Genomic DNA, 14,888 nt, shown 5'->3' on the forward strand with positions numbered 1-14,888 from the left:
ACGCATCGACGATAAAGACCAACGGAAGAGAGCAACACCCATGACCAAGAAGATCAGTGTGATCATCGGGAGCCTGCGCCGCGGCTCCTTCGCCCGGAAGATCGCGGAGAACGTCCTGCCCATGTTCCCCGAGGTCTACGAGGCACGAATCGTGGAGATCCGCGATCTCCCCCTCTACGACTTCGACTACGACGACCCCAACGTCGCACACAAGCCAGTACCTCCCGAATACACCGCCTTTCGCGAGACGATCACGGCATCCGACGGCGTCCTCTTCCTCACGCCGGAGAACAACCGCACTATCCCGGCCTGTCTGAAGAACGCCATCGATGTTGGTTCCAAACCCAATGGCGACGTGGCGTGGAGAGGTCTACCGGTCGGGATCATCAGCCACTCCGTCGGACGCATGGGCGGCTACTCCTCGCAGAAGAACCTCCGCCTCGCGCTGTCCTACTTCGACATGCCGACAGTCGGGCAACCGGAAGTCTTCCTCTCTCAGTCGCCGGAACTCTTCAACGGCGGGGATGAGATCGTGCGCGAGCCGACGATCGATTTCCTGCAGAGCTACATCGACCAGCTCGTGCAGTTAGTCGACTCGCACGGTGCTCGACGGTAGATTCAAAGCGCTGGCCGACCCGACCAGGCGAAGAATAATCGAGCTCCTCGTCACCGGGCCACGCACGGTTCTCGACATCGCCGACGAGTTCAGCATCTCGAGACCCGCGATATCGCAGCACCTGAGAACTCTGACCCTGAGCGGCTTCCTAACTGTCGAACCCTACGGCATTCGCCGCCTGTACTACCTCAACCGGGAAGCGCTCCGAGCGCCCGCGGGCTGGCTGAAAATGCAAATGGAAAGATCCGAGCTAGAAGAGGAGACGTAAGTGAGGACGCCGCATATAGGCAGATTCCGTGCCTTACATTGTCTTGACCTGGAGCCGGGCGCTGTCAAGTCTTCCACGCAGCAAAAAGTGCTAACGAAAGTGCTAAGCAGCCTGCAGGTCGGGGTATCGCGATGGAGTTATCCACAGGTCACATGCCTTAGATCGTTGATTTTATGCGGCTGAACGCCCGATGTTGGTTCGCTGCGCGAGGGGGTCGAGGTCAGTTCAAGTCCCCCCTCGCGCACGAGAGAAAATGGGTGAGGCCCCTGCAGATGCAGGGGCCTCACCCATTTCGCGTTCGTGCGGTGTGAACCCGTGATCGATCGCGTGTCCGCGGCGGGATCCGGGGTCGATGTGATGGACTCTGAGAACCGGCCGAAACCGCAGAACGGGCGGTACGGATGCGTGAGGGGATGAGGATGTTCGGACTCCGGCGACCGGGCGGCAGACGCGAAGACGGGCGCTTCTGCGATGTCGGTGTTCCGGAATTGGCCGAGCCGGAGCATGTACGACTCCGCGTGCTCGACTACAACCAGTCGCTCGACGTCGAGATCCATGCGCCCGGCGGTGCGCCCTACCGCGGCACGACCCGTTCGGGGACCCGGCCGTTCAGCACGAGCGGCCTGGTGGTCGGCTTCTTCGCACCAGGAATCATCGACCGCGCGACTCCGGCACGGATCCTCTTGCTCGAGCCCCCGTGCGGCCCGGACCTGCCGCTGGTCGGCCCGGAGCAGCAGCAGGTCCGGGACGCGCGAGACCTCCGCACAGCGGCACTGCTGCACCGGTACCCCGTGCCGAGCACGGCAAAGCTGTTCGAACGCATGCAGCCCACGGCGTCTGCGACCCATCCGCTCTGGGATGCGCTCCGGTTCCGGATGGGCCTGATGACCACACCGGAAGCACGGGCCGTGCTCGAGCTGATCCGCGCGGACGGCAACGCGTGGGACGAGGCCAGGACCGCAGTGAACCCCGCCTGGCACCTTCTCGGCTCGGACTTCTTCACACCGCAAGCCGAGTGCCTCAGCCAGCTCGCGCGGGTCGCTCCCGGAGGGCGCGATATCGATGAGCAGCCGCTGATGACGATCGGCCTGGCGGTGCTGCTGCGCGAATTGCGGCCGGATGCCGTCGACCCGGAGCCCTTCGCCAGACTCGTGCAGCCCTTCATCGACGTGTGCGGCCAGATCGACGAGCGCCGAGTCGGCGGTCCGTAACCTTCCGTCGGTCATCACGGCGTGAGCGCGAGGCCCGGCCGAACGGGTGCCGACTGCCTCGTCGTGCGTTCAGCTCGGAGACTGCTCCGGGGCCTCGGGGTATTTCTCGAGGGCGTCGGGGTCGCGCGGCCCGTCGGGGTCGACTTCGAGCAGCACGTCGATCCCTGTCGAGTGACCGGTCTCGCCATCGTGGATCACCACCACGGTGCCGCCGAGCACGGGGGCGTCCTCGCGCGGCACGCACAGCTCGTCGGTCACCGACCGGGCTCCCGCGGAAGCGGGGACCGCAGCGGTCACGGCGAACACGGCATCGCCATCCTCGCAGGTTCGCCTCCAGTCGAGCGCCGCGACCTGCGCAATGGTGCGGGTGCCGTGATGTCGGAGGTGCTCGCGCCGCAGGTGCCGCGCGTACCGACGATGCAGAGACCGGGCGAATGCGCGCAGAGCGAGCAGGCCCGACATGAGCAGCAGCACGCCGAGGGCGGTGATGCCCAGCGCGATCAGCGGCTGCATGAATCCCGGGCCCGCCACCAGCAGGCCGAGCCCGCTGCCCAGGAGCCCCGCGATGGCGCCGGCGGCAGTGGGCGCCCCGCCTCGCTCCGACCACGGCTCGGAGGTGTCGAGGAAGAGCGCGACCCCGATGCCGAGGAAAACCGCCCCCAGGATCACCGTCACCGTCACGGCCTCGGGCACCGCCGGCCAGCGGGCGTCGAAGAGGTGCGTCAGCACGGGGTCGGGGTGCAGCGGGCAGACGCGGCCTCCGCCGGGCGAGTCGGAGTAGCACTGCGGGTCCATCACGGGCAGCCCCGCCGCCGCGAACATGAACGCCGCGATCGCCCACAGCGAGAAGACGGCGACGACCCGACGCAGCAGGTGCGCCCAGCCGTCGTCGGGCGTCGGAAGGGTGCTCATTCGGCCTCCCAGGAGTACTCGACGCTCATCACGATCACCGTCACCTCGTGGTCGGCGTCGCTGAAGACGAGGCGAATATCGGGCGGGAAGGCATCGGTCTGGATGCGTTCGGCGTACCCGCGGCCGCTGAAGTCCCAAGTGAGCGTCTGCTCGCCCGCCACGGGGCGCGTGTCCGGTGCGACGGTGAGCGTCTCCTCGGTCAGCGGGTTCACGACGTGCAGCCGTGCCTCCAGCACCGATTCGGGCTCGCCCTCGAGCGTGACCCGAGCCTCGACATGCGCCTGATCGGCGGGGTCGCCGCCGATCTCCGTGATGGTGTCGATCTCGTCGACGACGATGCTCGTGCCGGCGAGTTCGAAGCGCTCATCGCGCTGACAGGTGAGGGGCTGCGAGCTCGTGTCGCAATCGGTCACCCGATCAGGGATCACGCCGCATCCAGTGACGCCGAGGAGCGCCGCGAGCACGAGGGGCGCGGTGGACGCGCGGCGGCGAACGTCTGTGCTCATGATTCTCCTCGCATCGATCCCGGTCGACCCGGATCGGGCCCGTATGGCTGGTCGTCCACCATACGGGAAGCGTGCGGGCGCGCTGCCAGGGGTGCCCGAGCCGGATCGCCCGGCCAGGGGAGGGTCTCGTGCTCGCGGGTCTCGGTCGCCATCGCTCTTCCGCTATCCCATCCACGCCGGCCAGGCGACGAGCCCGCGGTCGCCGATCGTGACCCGCCTGAGGCCGTCTTCCGTCGCAATGACCAGCACGCTCTTGCGGTTCTCGCCGCGCATCAGCAGCACGACCTTCCCCGAGGGGGCGACGAGCACCTGCTGCAGGCTCGTCACGTCCGCGAGCTCGGCGACCACCCGGTCGTCGACGATGACCCGCACCGTGCCGTAGTACTCGACCCGGAAGCCGTCGCCGGCGGGCTCGCCGGTCGCCGGATCGAGCACCGTGTCGAATCGCTCGCTGGTGATGCCGACCATCCCGTCGATCTCGGTGAGGTCGACGCCGTTCGGGCTGTCGCCGTACAGGTCGGTGCCCTCCCCGACGAGTTCGCCGATGTTCGCGAGCGTGCCTTGACCCGACTCGATGCTGCAGTCGCCCGTGGAGGTGCCGGGACCGCAGTCCAGGTCGCCCCAAGACGGATCGAAGCCGAACGCGCCTCGCTCGGTGGTGACGACGACCGTGCGGTCGGTGCCTCCCTCGACTGGGCGGTCAAACGAGGTCACCGCGACGGGGTAGCGCTCCCACACATCCGAATCGAGTTTCCTATCCCACAGGAGCGTGCCGTCGGTGAGCGAGATCGCCGCGGTCCGGGCCTGATAGACGGGCAGACCGTCGAGCTTGTACGGCACGAAGATGATCTCGCGGTTCGAGTCGTCGCCCGCGTCGGTGTCGTAATCCACGCCGATGCCGATACCGCTCGACGCCTGGGTGCTGGTGATCGTGGACCACCAGGTGAACCGGCCGACTCCGATGACGGCGAGCCCCACCAGCACGGGCACCACGGTGTATGCGATGAGTATCCGCGTCTCCTTCTGCTCGTATCGGGGCGTCGCCCCGTTCGAATCACCCTCGGACGCCACTGGATCGGATTCGGCGAAGCGGTAGGCCGTATCGGGGCCGAAGAACGGAGATCCCGGGGCGGGCTCGGGGAACCGGCCCTCGTTGCTGTCCCAGCCCCAGAGGCTGCTGACGCCCTTCCGCCACACGTCGTCGTGCTTCTCCGTCAGAAACACGACAGTCCTCGCGTACTGCGGATCCCGATAGGCGTACACCTCGACCGTGCTGCCCACCGGAAGCAGTTCGACGCTCTGCTCCGCGATCTCGTCGGCCAGCGTGGCCGTCTGCAATTCGCCGTCGGCTGTTCGGTACTCGACTGTGGTGCTGCGGTTGTCGGAGTGATCGCCCCAGAGGCGGTGCTCGACGACGATACCGGTCCGCGGTGTCCGGTCGAGCGGAGGCAACATGCGGCGTCGGTGGATGACCATGCCCCGCATGAGGTAGGCGAAGGCGCCGAGACAGGGGAGCACGATCCACACCCACCAGGTCGCCGTGAAGAACGATTTCACCGGGCCGCCGATGAACGCGATGACCACGACGATGATCAGGATCACCACGATGGTGCCGATGCCCCAGGCTGCGGGCGATGGTTTCGAGCTCATGATGCGAACCTCCATTCGGAGCCCTCGCCGAGGAATGGCGAATCGAGCCCGAACACCCGAAGGAATGCTCGAGCCAACGGTGTTTCGCGTGTCTCCGTCATCATGCCTCCTCGGTGGCCCGGGGTTCAGAACCGGTTCCCCATCCGGCTGAGGATCACGGCCGCCTTGTTCCCGAGCTGATCGGGCGCGTATTGCACGCGCATCCGCTGCCCGGTCGTGATCTCCCCGGCGATGGTGTCGCTGGACCAGCGCGTGTTGCCCTCCCGGTCGGTGAACTTCACCGTGACCTTCGTGACCCGCTGGTAGTTGATCGAGTAGCTGCGAGCACGGGTGACGACGCCGGTGGCGACGATGCGGGAGCGTGCCGCCGACTTCCGTACGGCGTCGTTGCGCTGCGAACGCCGACGCAGCAGGATCGACACGATGATCGCGATCACGCCGCCGACGGCGAACACGACGAACTGCAGATGCCACCACTCCAGACCGTCGGGCGACACCGCGCCCCCGGCCACGGCGCCCACTCCGAGTGCGATGAACAGACCCCCGAGCGGCCACACGACGTACCGCGAATCCACGTCATCCGGGGTGCCGAACGCGATGAGGAACGCCCCGCCCAGCAGCAGCGGTAGCGGCAGGATCGTCAAGAACACGCACCACTCGGGCAGCAGGGAGGCTTCACCGGCCATCACGTGGAACATGCTCACCGCTGCTGTCACGAGCGACAGCGCGATCAGGGCGTAGGCGAGGGTGCGGCGCGTGGAATCCCGGTTCCACCAGCGGGACTGCGGATCGATGAGACTCATGTTGGGGATTCCTCTCCGGTGCTGCGTGCTCTGCTTTTCTGCTCGCGATCGGGCCAGCCGGCGAACTGCTCTTCCGCGAACTTCGCCCGGGCGACCCAGTGCTCGGTGTACTCGTCGCTCATGATCCGTACCCCCTCGGCCGGTACGGGAAGGGGGATCCGGGCCCGCGGTCGACCGGCCCCGAGTTCCCGCCGAGGCCGTAGAGGCCGTCGACGTTGTAGCCGCAACGCCACACGTCGTCATGCGCTTCGGTGAGCACCACCCGCGTCGTATCGGGCGAGTACGGGTAGATCTGCCAGACGCTTCCGAGCGCGAAGCGGTCGAGCCAGGAGTCGTCGATCACGTCGGCGAGGTACCGCTGCCGGGTTTCGCCATCGGTGACGACGTACTCGACCTTCACGTTCGGGTCAGCCGTCTCGGAAGCGCTGGTGTCGTATACCCCCACGACCGTCGCGGGGTACGCGCGGCTCCGATCGATGAGCGGGATCGGTTCGTCCTGGGTGCGGATCGCGTGCCGGATGAGCACGGTCATGCCGATCACGAACAGCACGCCGAGGGCGATGAGCACCCAGTGGATCCAGGTCATGACGACTCCTTCCGCCCGGGGCGCTGCCCTCGCTTGTCCGGCCGGCCGACGAGGAGCACGTCGTCGAATGCATCGGCGTCGAGCGTATTGTGGCGGAACCGGACGCGGCTGCCGACGCAGCGGTCGAGCCGGCCGCCCTCGAGGTGCACCCTGCGGCGCAGAACCGTCCCGTCGGGCAGGAGTGCGCTGATCCGCAGATCCCACGACTCATGGTCGTCGCCGCCTCCCGGGAGCTCGATCGCCCGCTCCACCGTGCCCACTGCGACCCGGCCGTCGGCGAAGCACGCCGTCTGCCGCTGCCGGGTGGCGACCAGAAGCGCTGCCAGCCCGCACGTGAGCACTCCGAGTGCGACACCCCAGATCCACCAGTACAGATGCGGCCGGTCGACATTACCTGCGACCGACCAGATACCGACCACGATCGTGGCGACCACGGCCAGGCAGCACAGCGCCCCACCGACCAGCAGAATCAACATGCCGAGGGTCTCGATCGTCGCCCATCGCCGGATGCGCGCCCGCGTCTCGGGCGTACGAGCCATGGCGAGCCACCCCCGGGTCTCGTCGTCGCTCGAGAGCAGGCTCTGCAGGTTCACGCTCGTGAACGGGCCCATCATGCGGCCCTCGCGGCTCTCCGGCGCAGTTTCGCCCTGATCTTCCGCAGTTTCCTCGGCACCGGCACGGGGGTGACGATCACTTCATCCTCACCGGTGCTCTCGTCGTTCCCGGAAGCGCTGCCGCGGGGCTCGGTGACGATGATCCACTGGTTCTCGACGGCCGATCCGGCCATCGCCGAGATCGGCAGGTGGAGGAAGAAGTACCCGCCTGTCGCCTGCTCCCCGAACAGCGCCTCCGACGAGACCGGCCCCGAGCCCGACTTCGGCAGCCCCACCGCGCGCAGCCACTGCTCGAACGCCTCGTGGATCCAGGCCGCCCGCCGGTAGTCGAGCCGGTGGTCGAGCGCGATGTAGGTCGCCCAGCCGCTGGTCTCGCCGTCGTCGTAATCCACCGAGGTGCGGTGGATCGAGTGCGGGACGCCGTGCTCGAAGATCCATGCGTTCTCCGCGCTCAGCTCTTTCCAGACGCTGAAGCGCAGCAGCAGCACCCCGACTGCCACGAGCAGCCAGACGCTCGCCCCGACCCAGAAGAGCCAGATCATCCACGTCGGCCAGCTGTCCACGCTCTGGCCGTTGATGGAGATGCTGACGTGCGAGCCGGTGGGGTCGGTGATCGTCTGCTGGATCAGGAGACCGAACGCGGCGAGCGGCAGCACCACCCAGAACACCGGAGCAGTGATGAGCTCGACACGACGGGAGTCCTCGCTGCCCGCCCACACGGCGACCTCGTCGACGGACTCCGGGCGGGGAACGTCCACGGGGCGCGCGACCCCACGGACGCGGCTCGCGACGACACCGGCCCACAGCCCGGGATACCTCGGCCCATCGACGGGCGGAGGACTCGCTGAGTCCTCCGCCGTGCGGAATCCGCCGTGCCGCATCACCCAGATGAAACGGATGACCCCCCAGGCCACGAAGCCCCCGATGACGACCCAGCCGACCCAGTGCATGTCGTTCGAGTTCATGTCCATGATCGCCCTCCCGTCGTTCTCGGGAGCGCCGAGCGCCTGGTCGGCACTGCTTCGCGTGGTGTTCGGGAGCGGCGGGTGCCGTTCCGTCGACGAGCACCGGTGACGCCCCTCTCGTCTGCAACAGTGTCGCATGCGGCGTGCTCCCGATCACAGGAACGGCCGGCCATCGGTCGACGATCCGCGAGCCGTCACCGGCCGGTCGATCCTGCTACCTGGGCTGGCAGATCTCAGTTCGTAAGGCCCCCGATCTGTGATCGGGAAGGGCCGAGCGCCGCCTAGCTTCGTGAGCACCGGCTGCCGCAGGAGCGGCTGGACAGAACGAGAAACAAGAGGTGCATCATGTTCGGATCGACCACTGCCACTCCCATTCGCATCGGTGCTTCCCGTGCACTCGCAGGTCTGGCGCTCGGCGCGAGCCTCGGCCTGCTCCTCGTGGGCTGCAGCGGCTCCGACGCCCCGGCGAAGACGCCCGAATCATCGGGCACGGAGCCGTCGGGGGCTTCGGAGCAGGATCAGGGCGCTGCCGACGCCGGTTCGACTTCGGCGGGCACGGCGGAGACGAGTGTGACGGTCGACGGCAAGGCGGTCGACATCGCCGACCCGACGACGGTGTGCCATGAGGCCGACGGCATGCTGACGATCGCCGTCGGCGCGGCCGGCGGTACCGAGGGCATCGGCGCCGTGCTGTCGGGCGGCGATGCTCCCCAGGTGACGAGCGTCGCGCTCGGCTCGGTGGACGGCACCGTGATGGGGTGGGCCGAAGGTGCTCCCGGTGAGGCATCGGCGACCAAGCAGGGCAGCACCTACACGATCACCGGCAGCATGATGGCGGTCGACGCCGCGAACCCCGCTGCGCCCGCCGAGAAGCCGTTCGAGATGCGGATCACCTGCCCCTGACTCCCGGGTGCGGAGGCCTGGGGACGTTCCCCTCGCCTCCGCATCGTGCGGGCGACCGCATGCTCACGCGGACGCGGACGCGCGCATGATTCCTCGCGGCGGCGCCCGGCGATCGGTTAGTCTGCAATGGTGACAGGCGCCGGGAACAGGGGGTAGTAGCCGTGCGCGAGATCGGGTGCGACCCAGCCGGAGCACGACCGGTGAACGTGTCGCGGGCGCAGGCGCTCGGCGAGGCGTGGGCCGAGCTCGGCCCGGAGGTCGCCGTGCTCGCGAACGCTTCGGGTCGCCCGCTCGCCCGCACTGTCAAGCTCATCCTCGATCCGCTGGTGATCCGCCCGCAGCAGCACCCCCGGCTGGCCACGGGGTCGCTGAGCACCGACGCCGCGGCCGAACTCCGGGCACGGATCGGCGACGCGCGATCCGACCTCATCGCCACCGCGGCCTGGTACCGCGAAGTCAAAGCGGCACGTCGTCGGGTACGCGTCACCGTCGGGAACCCTCAAGACCTCTACTTCCAGCGCTGCTTCGAATCGGCACGCACGCACGGCGACCCCGCGGTGCTGGACCCGGCGGTGCGGGCCGCGATCGCGGAGGAGATCGTGCACGAGTCGGCCCCGACCGACGACGAGCTCACGAGCGGGCGACTGCTGGCCTTCGCACGGGATCCCGCACGCTCGGGAAGCCTCGTCGCCGAGCTCGAGGAGGCGTGGGCCGTGGCGGCACGATCCCGTTCTCGCGCGACCGCCCCGCAGCCGGCCCCGGAACGGCTGCGCGCGGCCCTCGACGGGTCGTCCCAGGACTTCGACGCGCTCGTCGCATCGGACGCGGGGTCGGCGCGCGGGGCGGGGCTCTTCGCACCGGGTGCCGCAGCGGAGATCGGGCTGACCGACCGGGAGGTTCTCGAGATGCCGTGCATCGGCACGAACGCGTCGAAGCGCGGCATGCCGAAGCCGTTCGACCGCTCGATCGCGGAGCGTCTCTTCGCAGCCCTGCCCTCGCTCGTCGGCGTCTCCTCCGCCGACGACCTGCCCCGGCTCTGCATCGACGAGGTGCACCGCGCCGCCGCTGCCTGGCAGCTCGCGGACGAGCGCAGCAGAGTCACGATGGCGCTCGGCGCCGAGGCGAGCAGCGCCCTGCTCGACGGCGCCGATGATGCCTCCGGTGCGCTGACCGGTACGGTACCGGTGCCGACCCGCACGCACGCGAGGCTCAGCGCGCGATGGCGGCGGGAGGCCTACGTGCGGCGTGCGAGGCGGTTGCCCGGCTCAGTCGCCCCCGGCACGGTCGCCGATGTCGCCGACATCCGCGGAGCCTACGTGCGACGGCTCTGGGTGCGACTGCACGGCCGGGAGCTCCGTGAGCAGCCGGTCGCGGCCGAAGAACTCGAGGGCACGTTCGACGGAGTGCTGCGCTCGGTCGTGCTCGACCATCGGCACCGCCTCAAGCGTGCCATCGAGCGCGACCTCGGGGGAGCGGCATGACTTCTGTCGCAGGCCTGTCTCCCTACCGCACCGCGGTCGTGGAGACGACGCGCGGTGTCTTCAGCTGGGATGCGCTGGCGGTCGACGCCCCCGATCCCGCGCCCGCGGTCGGACCTTCGGGCGGCCCCGACTGCTCCGATGGAGAGCTGCGGGCCCTGCGTCGGCTCGCGTGGCTCGCCTGGGCCGAGGCCTGGTGGCCCGCCGGCCGGCGCATCGCACCGCTCTCGAAAGCGCTGCTGCGCGGCGAGATCGCCGTGGCGACGGCGGCAGTGTCGCACTTGCTCGACGATGAGGATGCCGTCGAACGGGCGCTGGATGACGCGGTCGCGGCGCGTGCGGCCGCCGGTCTGCGGGCTCTCGTGCGGCATGAGGCGCTCGCCCCCGCGGCCCGAGCACTCCTCGCGCAATTGGCAGGCCTAGCGGAAGACTGGGGAGTGGAACTCGACCCGACCGGCTTCACCGGGGCCGACCTCGTCGAGGAGCCGGAGGCTGTGCAGGCACCGCCCGAACCGGAGGGCTGGGCGCTCGCCGCAGGGTCGAGCCGTGCGGGGCCGGGGGCAGGGCAGGGCGGGACCGGGTCGCCGGTCGTCGAAGGCCGGTCGCCGATCCCGTGGGACGGTCTGCCGAGCGGCGTGCTCGACGCGGAAGCCGAGGCGGAGTGGGAGATCACCGAGGCCGGCGGTGCGATGCGGCTGCGGGTGAGTGCGGCGGCAGCGCCCCGGGTCGTGTTCCCGATCGTCGAGCCCCGTGCGCACGCGGACCTGAGGGCGGTCTACGGCGAAGCGGCGCTCGGCGTCGCGGCCCCGATGCGCCTGATCGGCGACGTGTACGCGGCCGAGGCCCCGCTGCCGGTCGCGGCGATGCTGCTGCCGCCGTCGCAGCGAGGGGTGCGAGTCGGCGATGCGCGATACCGGAAGGCGGTAGCAGGGGGCGGCGATGACCCGGGGGCCGACGCGTTCGTCGCCGCGGCGCTCGAGCTCATCGCATTCGCAGAGGCGCGCCTGCGTCGTGCCCCTCTCCGTTCCGATGAGGGCACGGCTTCCGTCGCTGAGCGCGCGGCCGCTTTCGCCGGATCGCCGAGCCCGGGGGAGACCGCATGAGCGATGCTGCGGAGCCGTGGGATGCGGTGCCGGGAGCCGTGCGCGGCGTCAAACGGGTCTCGGAGCGCTGGCTGCCGGTGCGGGAGCTCGTGAACAACGGGGCGATGGCGCTGAACGACGGAATGGTGTCGCGGGGCATGCGGCTGCTGCGCGACGCGATCGCGGCGACCGAGGGCGTCGAACAGGGGGATGGTGCTGGGCGGCGCGAGGCGACCGACGACGAGGCGCAGCGGCTCGACCTGCGCGCCCGGGCATTCGCGAACCTCGCGGGTGCCGAGGAATGGCAGAGCGATCAGAGGGGCGCACTGCGCAGCTACGACTGCGCGCTGTCCGCGGCCGAGGCGTGCGTCGCTCTCGCCGCAGACGACTACGGCACGCGTACGGTGATCGCGAACGTCTACGTATCGCGCGCGGGCACGCTCTCCCAGCTCGGCCGCATGGATGAGGCGTTCGCGTCGACGTCGCAGGCCGAGGCCCTGCTCGACGAGCTGGGCCCGGCCGGGGGCCTGGCCTCTGACGAGGTCGTCGCCCAGAACCTCGGCGTCCTGCGATTCCAGGTGCACAATATCCGTTCGACGCTGTTCATCATGACCGGCCGCTTCGAGGAGGCCGAAGCGGAGGCGAATCGCGCGATCGCCGCCGCGATGGCTGCTGACCCGGCGCTGGCCGGCCATGCGTATACGAACCTCGGGGTCATCGCGCAGCGTACGGGCGATCCTGCGCGCGCGGAGGAGTATCTGCGGCTCTCCTCCGAGCTGCAATCGGGGGCGCCCGCCGGTGACGCGGCGTCGCGTCAGCTCGCTGTCGCGAACCTGGCACGCGCGGCGTTCGGCGCCGGGCGCTTCGCAGAGGCGCGCGAGCGGTTCACGGAGGCCGAACGGCTCGCGCTCGACGCCGACCTGCCCATGCAGGCGGCCGCGGCGCGCACCGGCGTCGCCGCCGTACTGCTGAAGGAGGGGCGCGTCGGCAAGGCTGTGGCCGAGCTGCAGCGCCTGGCCGAGCGGCTCGACCGGGCCGGGGCGGCCGAGCAGCTGCGCGAGGTGCACCAGTTCATCGGCGACGCCGAATCGATGCGCGGCCGGTACGGACGCGCCGAGGAGCGGTACGCGATCGCGCGCGAGCTGACCCGTACCGTGCACGAGCGCTGCCGGGTCGATCTGCGCCGCGCGGAGATGCATGCGGAGTGGGCGGGGGAATCGCCGCTGCTGCGTTCCCGGGTCGCCCGACTGGAGCAGGCGCGGGATCTCGCGGTGCCGGTGCTGCTCGCGACCGAGGCGCTCCGCGAGGGGTTCGTGCAGGGCGCCACCCGCGAGCGCTGGGTCGCGCAGGTCGCGGCTCCCGCTCGCGAGCTCGCCTTCCGCCTCGCGATGACCCTGCACGATGCGCAGCTGCTGGGCGAGCTCGTGGAGCACGAGTCCGCGACAGCGACGCTGCGATCGGCCGACTCACCGCCCGCGACGGCGAGGGAACCCGAATCGCCGAGCCCCGACCTCATCGGGGAGCTGCTCGCCTTCGCGCCCGCCGAGCCCGATGCGAGCGGTGAGGATCCGCCGTCGGAGCTGCCGCTCGCCGCCGGGCATCGCGCATTCTTCGGCGGCACGGCCGATGGGGTGCGTTTCGCTGCTCCACCGCGGGTGATCGCAGCACCGGGCGGCGGCCCGGTGCTGATGCGCTGGGCGGCCGTCGCCGAGGCCGAGTACGGCGTTCGCGTGTACTCCGACATCGCGGTGGCCTCGTGGTGAGAGGTGCTGCGTGAAACGGATCGTGCTCAAGAACTGGCGTGACAAGCGGTGGATCACTGCGCAGCCCCCGGGTGTCCGCAGCGATGGGAGCGAGGTGCTCGCGGGCCTGGACGCGCATCTCTCGCCCTCCGGCCCGGTATCCGGGGCGGGAGGCGCAGTCGGCCGTCCCGTCGTGCGCCTGCGGTACGTCGACGCCGAACTCCTCTACGCGAGCTGGGTGTGGGATCACCAGGCGGACGAACCGCGGCTGACGGTGTTCGAGCGCGCCGACGTCGATGCGGCGCTCGGCCGCCTCGCACGCGCGCTCCCGACGCCGCTTCCGGGAGAGACCGGGGCGCAGGCGCTCGAGCGGGCCATCGGGTCGGGCGAACTGCTCGACCCCGTGCGTGAGCTGGAGCTGGCGCATGAGCTCACCGGAGCGCTCCTGCCCGTCGTGCTCGGCCTCGAGCTCAACCGGCTCGAAGCGCTCGGGCTGCGACCTGTGCTGCGGGTGCAGGCGTCGCCGTCGACCGCGCAGGTGCCTTGGGAACTGCTCGGCGCCGACGGGCACGAGCGCGCTCTCGACATGATGGACGTCGCCATGCTGCTGCCGGCGTCGATCCGCAACGATCCCGAGCGCACGGTCTCGCCCTGGACCCCGGATGGCCCGGTCGTCGGGGTGCTCGACCCGGCGGTGCCGGGCTACGCGAGTAGCAGCGATCTCGGGAGCGTGCTCGGCCCCGTCGCGGATGGGTCGCCGCTCTCCGATCGGGTCGGCGAGCTCGGCGCACGCCTGCGGCCCCGCCCCGCGCACCCGCCCGAGGCCTTCCGCCGCACCGATCTCGACCGGCTCGAACTCGCGCGGCTGCTCGGCGACGCCGGTGCGGTGGAGAACGGCGGATCGACCGCGTCGCGGCTGCTGTACGTCGGTCACGTGACCGGATCGACGCACGCGCTCGACGCCCGTCTGCACCTCGCCGACGATGCGGAGACCCCGGGCCGGGCCGACCTGCTCGGTGCGCACCGGCCGTACAGCGCGGCCGATATCGCGGTGGGCGCCCCGGGCCTCGAACCCCTCCACGCGCCGAACCGCGTCGCGCTCGTCGCGTGCGACTCCGGAGGCGACCTGCGCTTCGCCGAGCCCACCGGACTCGTCGCAGCGTTCGCTCACCGCGGGGCGGAGTACGTGACGGCGACTCGCTGGACGCTGCCGACCGACGCGGGCCTCGCTCGGTTCGGGCTCGGCGACCGTGCCGCGGGAGTGCTCGCCGATGCCGTGCTCGCGGTCGACGCGGCGCACGACGCACCGGATCCCGTCGTCGCGCTCGCCGCGTGGCAGCGCCGGCAGCGGGAGCGCTGGAGCGAGACGGGAGACCCCCGGTATTCGCCGATCGTGTGGGGCGCCTTCATGACGGCGTGGTCGCCGGAGCGCCCTTCCCTGAGCATCCCGTGCGCGCAGAACGATACCGGGTGATCGATCGGCGGAGATGGGACTGGATCGGGGCACTGTCTGGTGGCTCGGAGGGAAGTATCGCTCCAGTCTTGGCAAGTT

At 70.0% G+C, this 14,888-nt stretch carries 16 protein-coding genes; 8 read left to right on the forward strand and 8 right to left on the reverse strand.

Annotated elements, in window-relative coordinates; genetic code table 11:
* The first annotated feature begins 40 nt into the window (after nt 1–40).
* The 3 genes from NHL51_RS07395 (at nt 41) to NHL51_RS07405 (ending at nt 2,095) form a co-directional block, all read left to right on the forward strand.
* On the forward strand, nt 41–616 hold the full coding sequence (locus NHL51_RS07395) for an NADPH-dependent FMN reductase (RefSeq protein WP_434142812.1): 576 nt from the start codon (nt 41–43) through the stop codon (nt 614–616).
* Complete coding sequence (locus tag NHL51_RS07400) at nt 603–884, forward strand: ArsR/SmtB family transcription factor (RefSeq protein ID WP_434142813.1); 282 nt, start codon at nt 603–605, stop codon at nt 882–884. Before NHL51_RS07395 ends, NHL51_RS07400 begins: the two co-directional genes overlap by 14 nt.
* Before the next feature lie 419 nt (nt 885–1,303).
* On the forward strand, nt 1,304–2,095 hold the full coding sequence (locus NHL51_RS07405) for a hypothetical protein (protein WP_434142814.1): 792 nt from the start codon (nt 1,304–1,306) through the stop codon (nt 2,093–2,095).
* A gap of 69 nt (nt 2,096–2,164) precedes the next feature.
* Here the strand turns inward: NHL51_RS07405 and NHL51_RS07410 are convergent, their stop codons facing one another.
* From NHL51_RS07410 to NHL51_RS07445, 8 genes are all read right to left on the reverse strand, one after another.
* Nucleotides 2,165–3,007, reverse strand: coding sequence for a hypothetical protein (locus tag NHL51_RS07410; RefSeq protein WP_434142815.1), 843 nt, complete (start codon nt 3,005–3,007; stop codon nt 2,165–2,167).
* Nucleotides 3,004–3,513: a hypothetical protein gene (locus NHL51_RS07415; protein WP_434142816.1), complete on the reverse strand. Its 510-nt coding sequence runs from the start codon at nt 3,511–3,513 to the stop codon at nt 3,004–3,006. Before NHL51_RS07415 ends, NHL51_RS07410 begins: the two co-directional genes overlap by 4 nt.
* A gap of 162 nt (nt 3,514–3,675) precedes the next feature.
* The gene (locus NHL51_RS07420; RefSeq protein ID WP_434142817.1) at nt 3,676–5,163 is read right to left on the reverse strand and encodes a hypothetical protein; all 1,488 of its coding nucleotides are present in this window, start codon (nt 5,161–5,163) and stop codon (nt 3,676–3,678) included.
* Nucleotides 5,164–5,288: 125 nt separating this feature from the next.
* On the reverse strand, nt 5,289–5,966 hold the full coding sequence (locus NHL51_RS07425) for a hypothetical protein (RefSeq protein ID WP_434142818.1): 678 nt from the start codon (nt 5,964–5,966) through the stop codon (nt 5,289–5,291).
* Entirely contained in the window at nt 5,963–6,088 is a 126-nt protein-coding gene (locus tag NHL51_RS07430) for a hypothetical protein (RefSeq protein WP_434142820.1), read from the reverse strand. Before NHL51_RS07430 ends, NHL51_RS07425 begins: the two co-directional genes overlap by 4 nt.
* Entirely contained in the window at nt 6,085–6,552 is a 468-nt protein-coding gene (locus NHL51_RS07435) for a hypothetical protein (protein WP_434142821.1), read from the reverse strand. Before NHL51_RS07435 ends, NHL51_RS07430 begins: the two co-directional genes overlap by 4 nt.
* The gene (locus tag NHL51_RS07440; protein ID WP_434142822.1) at nt 6,549–7,163 is read right to left on the reverse strand and encodes a hypothetical protein; all 615 of its coding nucleotides are present in this window, start codon (nt 7,161–7,163) and stop codon (nt 6,549–6,551) included. Before NHL51_RS07440 ends, NHL51_RS07435 begins: the two co-directional genes overlap by 4 nt.
* Nucleotides 7,163–8,137 carry a hypothetical protein gene (locus NHL51_RS07445; RefSeq protein WP_434142823.1) on the reverse strand — a complete coding sequence of 325 codons (975 nt, stop codon included), beginning with the start codon at nt 8,135–8,137 and terminating at the stop codon, nt 7,163–7,165. Before NHL51_RS07445 ends, NHL51_RS07440 begins: the two co-directional genes overlap by 1 nt.
* Nucleotides 8,138–8,476: 339 nt before the next feature.
* On the opposite strand from NHL51_RS07445, the gene NHL51_RS07450 reads away from it, so the two are divergent.
* From NHL51_RS07450 to NHL51_RS07470, 5 genes are all read left to right on the forward strand, one after another.
* Entirely contained in the window at nt 8,477–9,034 is a 558-nt protein-coding gene (locus NHL51_RS07450; protein ID WP_434142824.1) for a lipoprotein LpqH, read from the forward strand.
* Nucleotides 9,035–9,234: 200 nt separating this feature from the next.
* Nucleotides 9,235–10,515 (forward strand): hypothetical protein, encoded by a 1,281-nt coding sequence (locus NHL51_RS07455; protein WP_434142826.1) that lies wholly within the window; start codon nt 9,235–9,237, stop codon nt 10,513–10,515.
* On the forward strand, nt 10,512–11,615 hold the full coding sequence (locus tag NHL51_RS07460; protein WP_434142827.1) for a hypothetical protein: 1,104 nt from the start codon (nt 10,512–10,514) through the stop codon (nt 11,613–11,615). Before NHL51_RS07455 ends, NHL51_RS07460 begins: the two co-directional genes overlap by 4 nt.
* A complete protein-coding gene (locus tag NHL51_RS07465) occupies nt 11,612–13,357 on the forward strand; it encodes a tetratricopeptide repeat protein (RefSeq protein WP_434142828.1) in 1,746 nt (581 codons plus the stop codon). Before NHL51_RS07460 ends, NHL51_RS07465 begins: the two co-directional genes overlap by 4 nt.
* A gap of 10 nt (nt 13,358–13,367) precedes the next feature.
* Complete coding sequence (locus tag NHL51_RS07470) at nt 13,368–14,810, forward strand: hypothetical protein (RefSeq protein WP_434142829.1); 1,443 nt, start codon at nt 13,368–13,370, stop codon at nt 14,808–14,810.
* Nucleotides 14,811–14,888: the final 78 nt, after the last annotated feature.

The sequence above is a fragment of the Leucobacter sp. gxy201 genome, assembly GCF_051043335.1.
Lineage (GTDB): Bacteria > Actinomycetota > Actinomycetes > Actinomycetales > Microbacteriaceae > Leucobacter.

Excerpts from the sequence above, each read along its gene's own strand:
- NHL51_RS07460 (WP_434142827.1), top strand. The coding sequence starts at position 10,512 with ATGACTTCTGTCGCAGGCCTGTCTCCCTACCGCACCGCGGTCGTGGAG.
- NHL51_RS07450 (WP_434142824.1), top strand. The coding sequence starts at position 8,477 with ATGTTCGGATCGACCACTGCCACTCCCATTCGCATCGGTGCTTCCCGT.
- NHL51_RS07405 (WP_434142814.1), top strand. The coding sequence starts at position 1,304 with ATGTTCGGACTCCGGCGACCGGGCGGCAGACGCGAAGACGGGCGCTTC.
- NHL51_RS07420 (WP_434142817.1), bottom strand. The coding sequence starts at position 5,163 with ATGAGCTCGAAACCATCGCCCGCAGCCTGGGGCATCGGCACCATCGTG.
- NHL51_RS07430 (WP_434142820.1), bottom strand. The coding sequence starts at position 6,088 with ATGAGCGACGAGTACACCGAGCACTGGGTCGCCCGGGCGAAGTTCGCG.
- NHL51_RS07440 (WP_434142822.1), bottom strand. The coding sequence starts at position 7,163 with ATGGGCCCGTTCACGAGCGTGAACCTGCAGAGCCTGCTCTCGAGCGAC.
- NHL51_RS07410 (WP_434142815.1), bottom strand. The coding sequence starts at position 3,007 with ATGAGCACCCTTCCGACGCCCGACGACGGCTGGGCGCACCTGCTGCGT.
- NHL51_RS07425 (WP_434142818.1), bottom strand. The coding sequence starts at position 5,966 with ATGAGTCTCATCGATCCGCAGTCCCGCTGGTGGAACCGGGATTCCACG.
- NHL51_RS07435 (WP_434142821.1), bottom strand. The coding sequence starts at position 6,552 with ATGACCTGGATCCACTGGGTGCTCATCGCCCTCGGCGTGCTGTTCGTG.
- NHL51_RS07395 (WP_434142812.1), top strand. The coding sequence starts at position 41 with ATGACCAAGAAGATCAGTGTGATCATCGGGAGCCTGCGCCGCGGCTCC.
- NHL51_RS07445 (WP_434142823.1), bottom strand. The coding sequence starts at position 8,137 with ATGGACATGAACTCGAACGACATGCACTGGGTCGGCTGGGTCGTCATC.
- NHL51_RS07415 (WP_434142816.1), bottom strand. The coding sequence starts at position 3,513 with ATGAGCACAGACGTTCGCCGCCGCGCGTCCACCGCGCCCCTCGTGCTC.
- NHL51_RS07465 (WP_434142828.1), top strand. The coding sequence starts at position 11,612 with ATGAGCGATGCTGCGGAGCCGTGGGATGCGGTGCCGGGAGCCGTGCGC.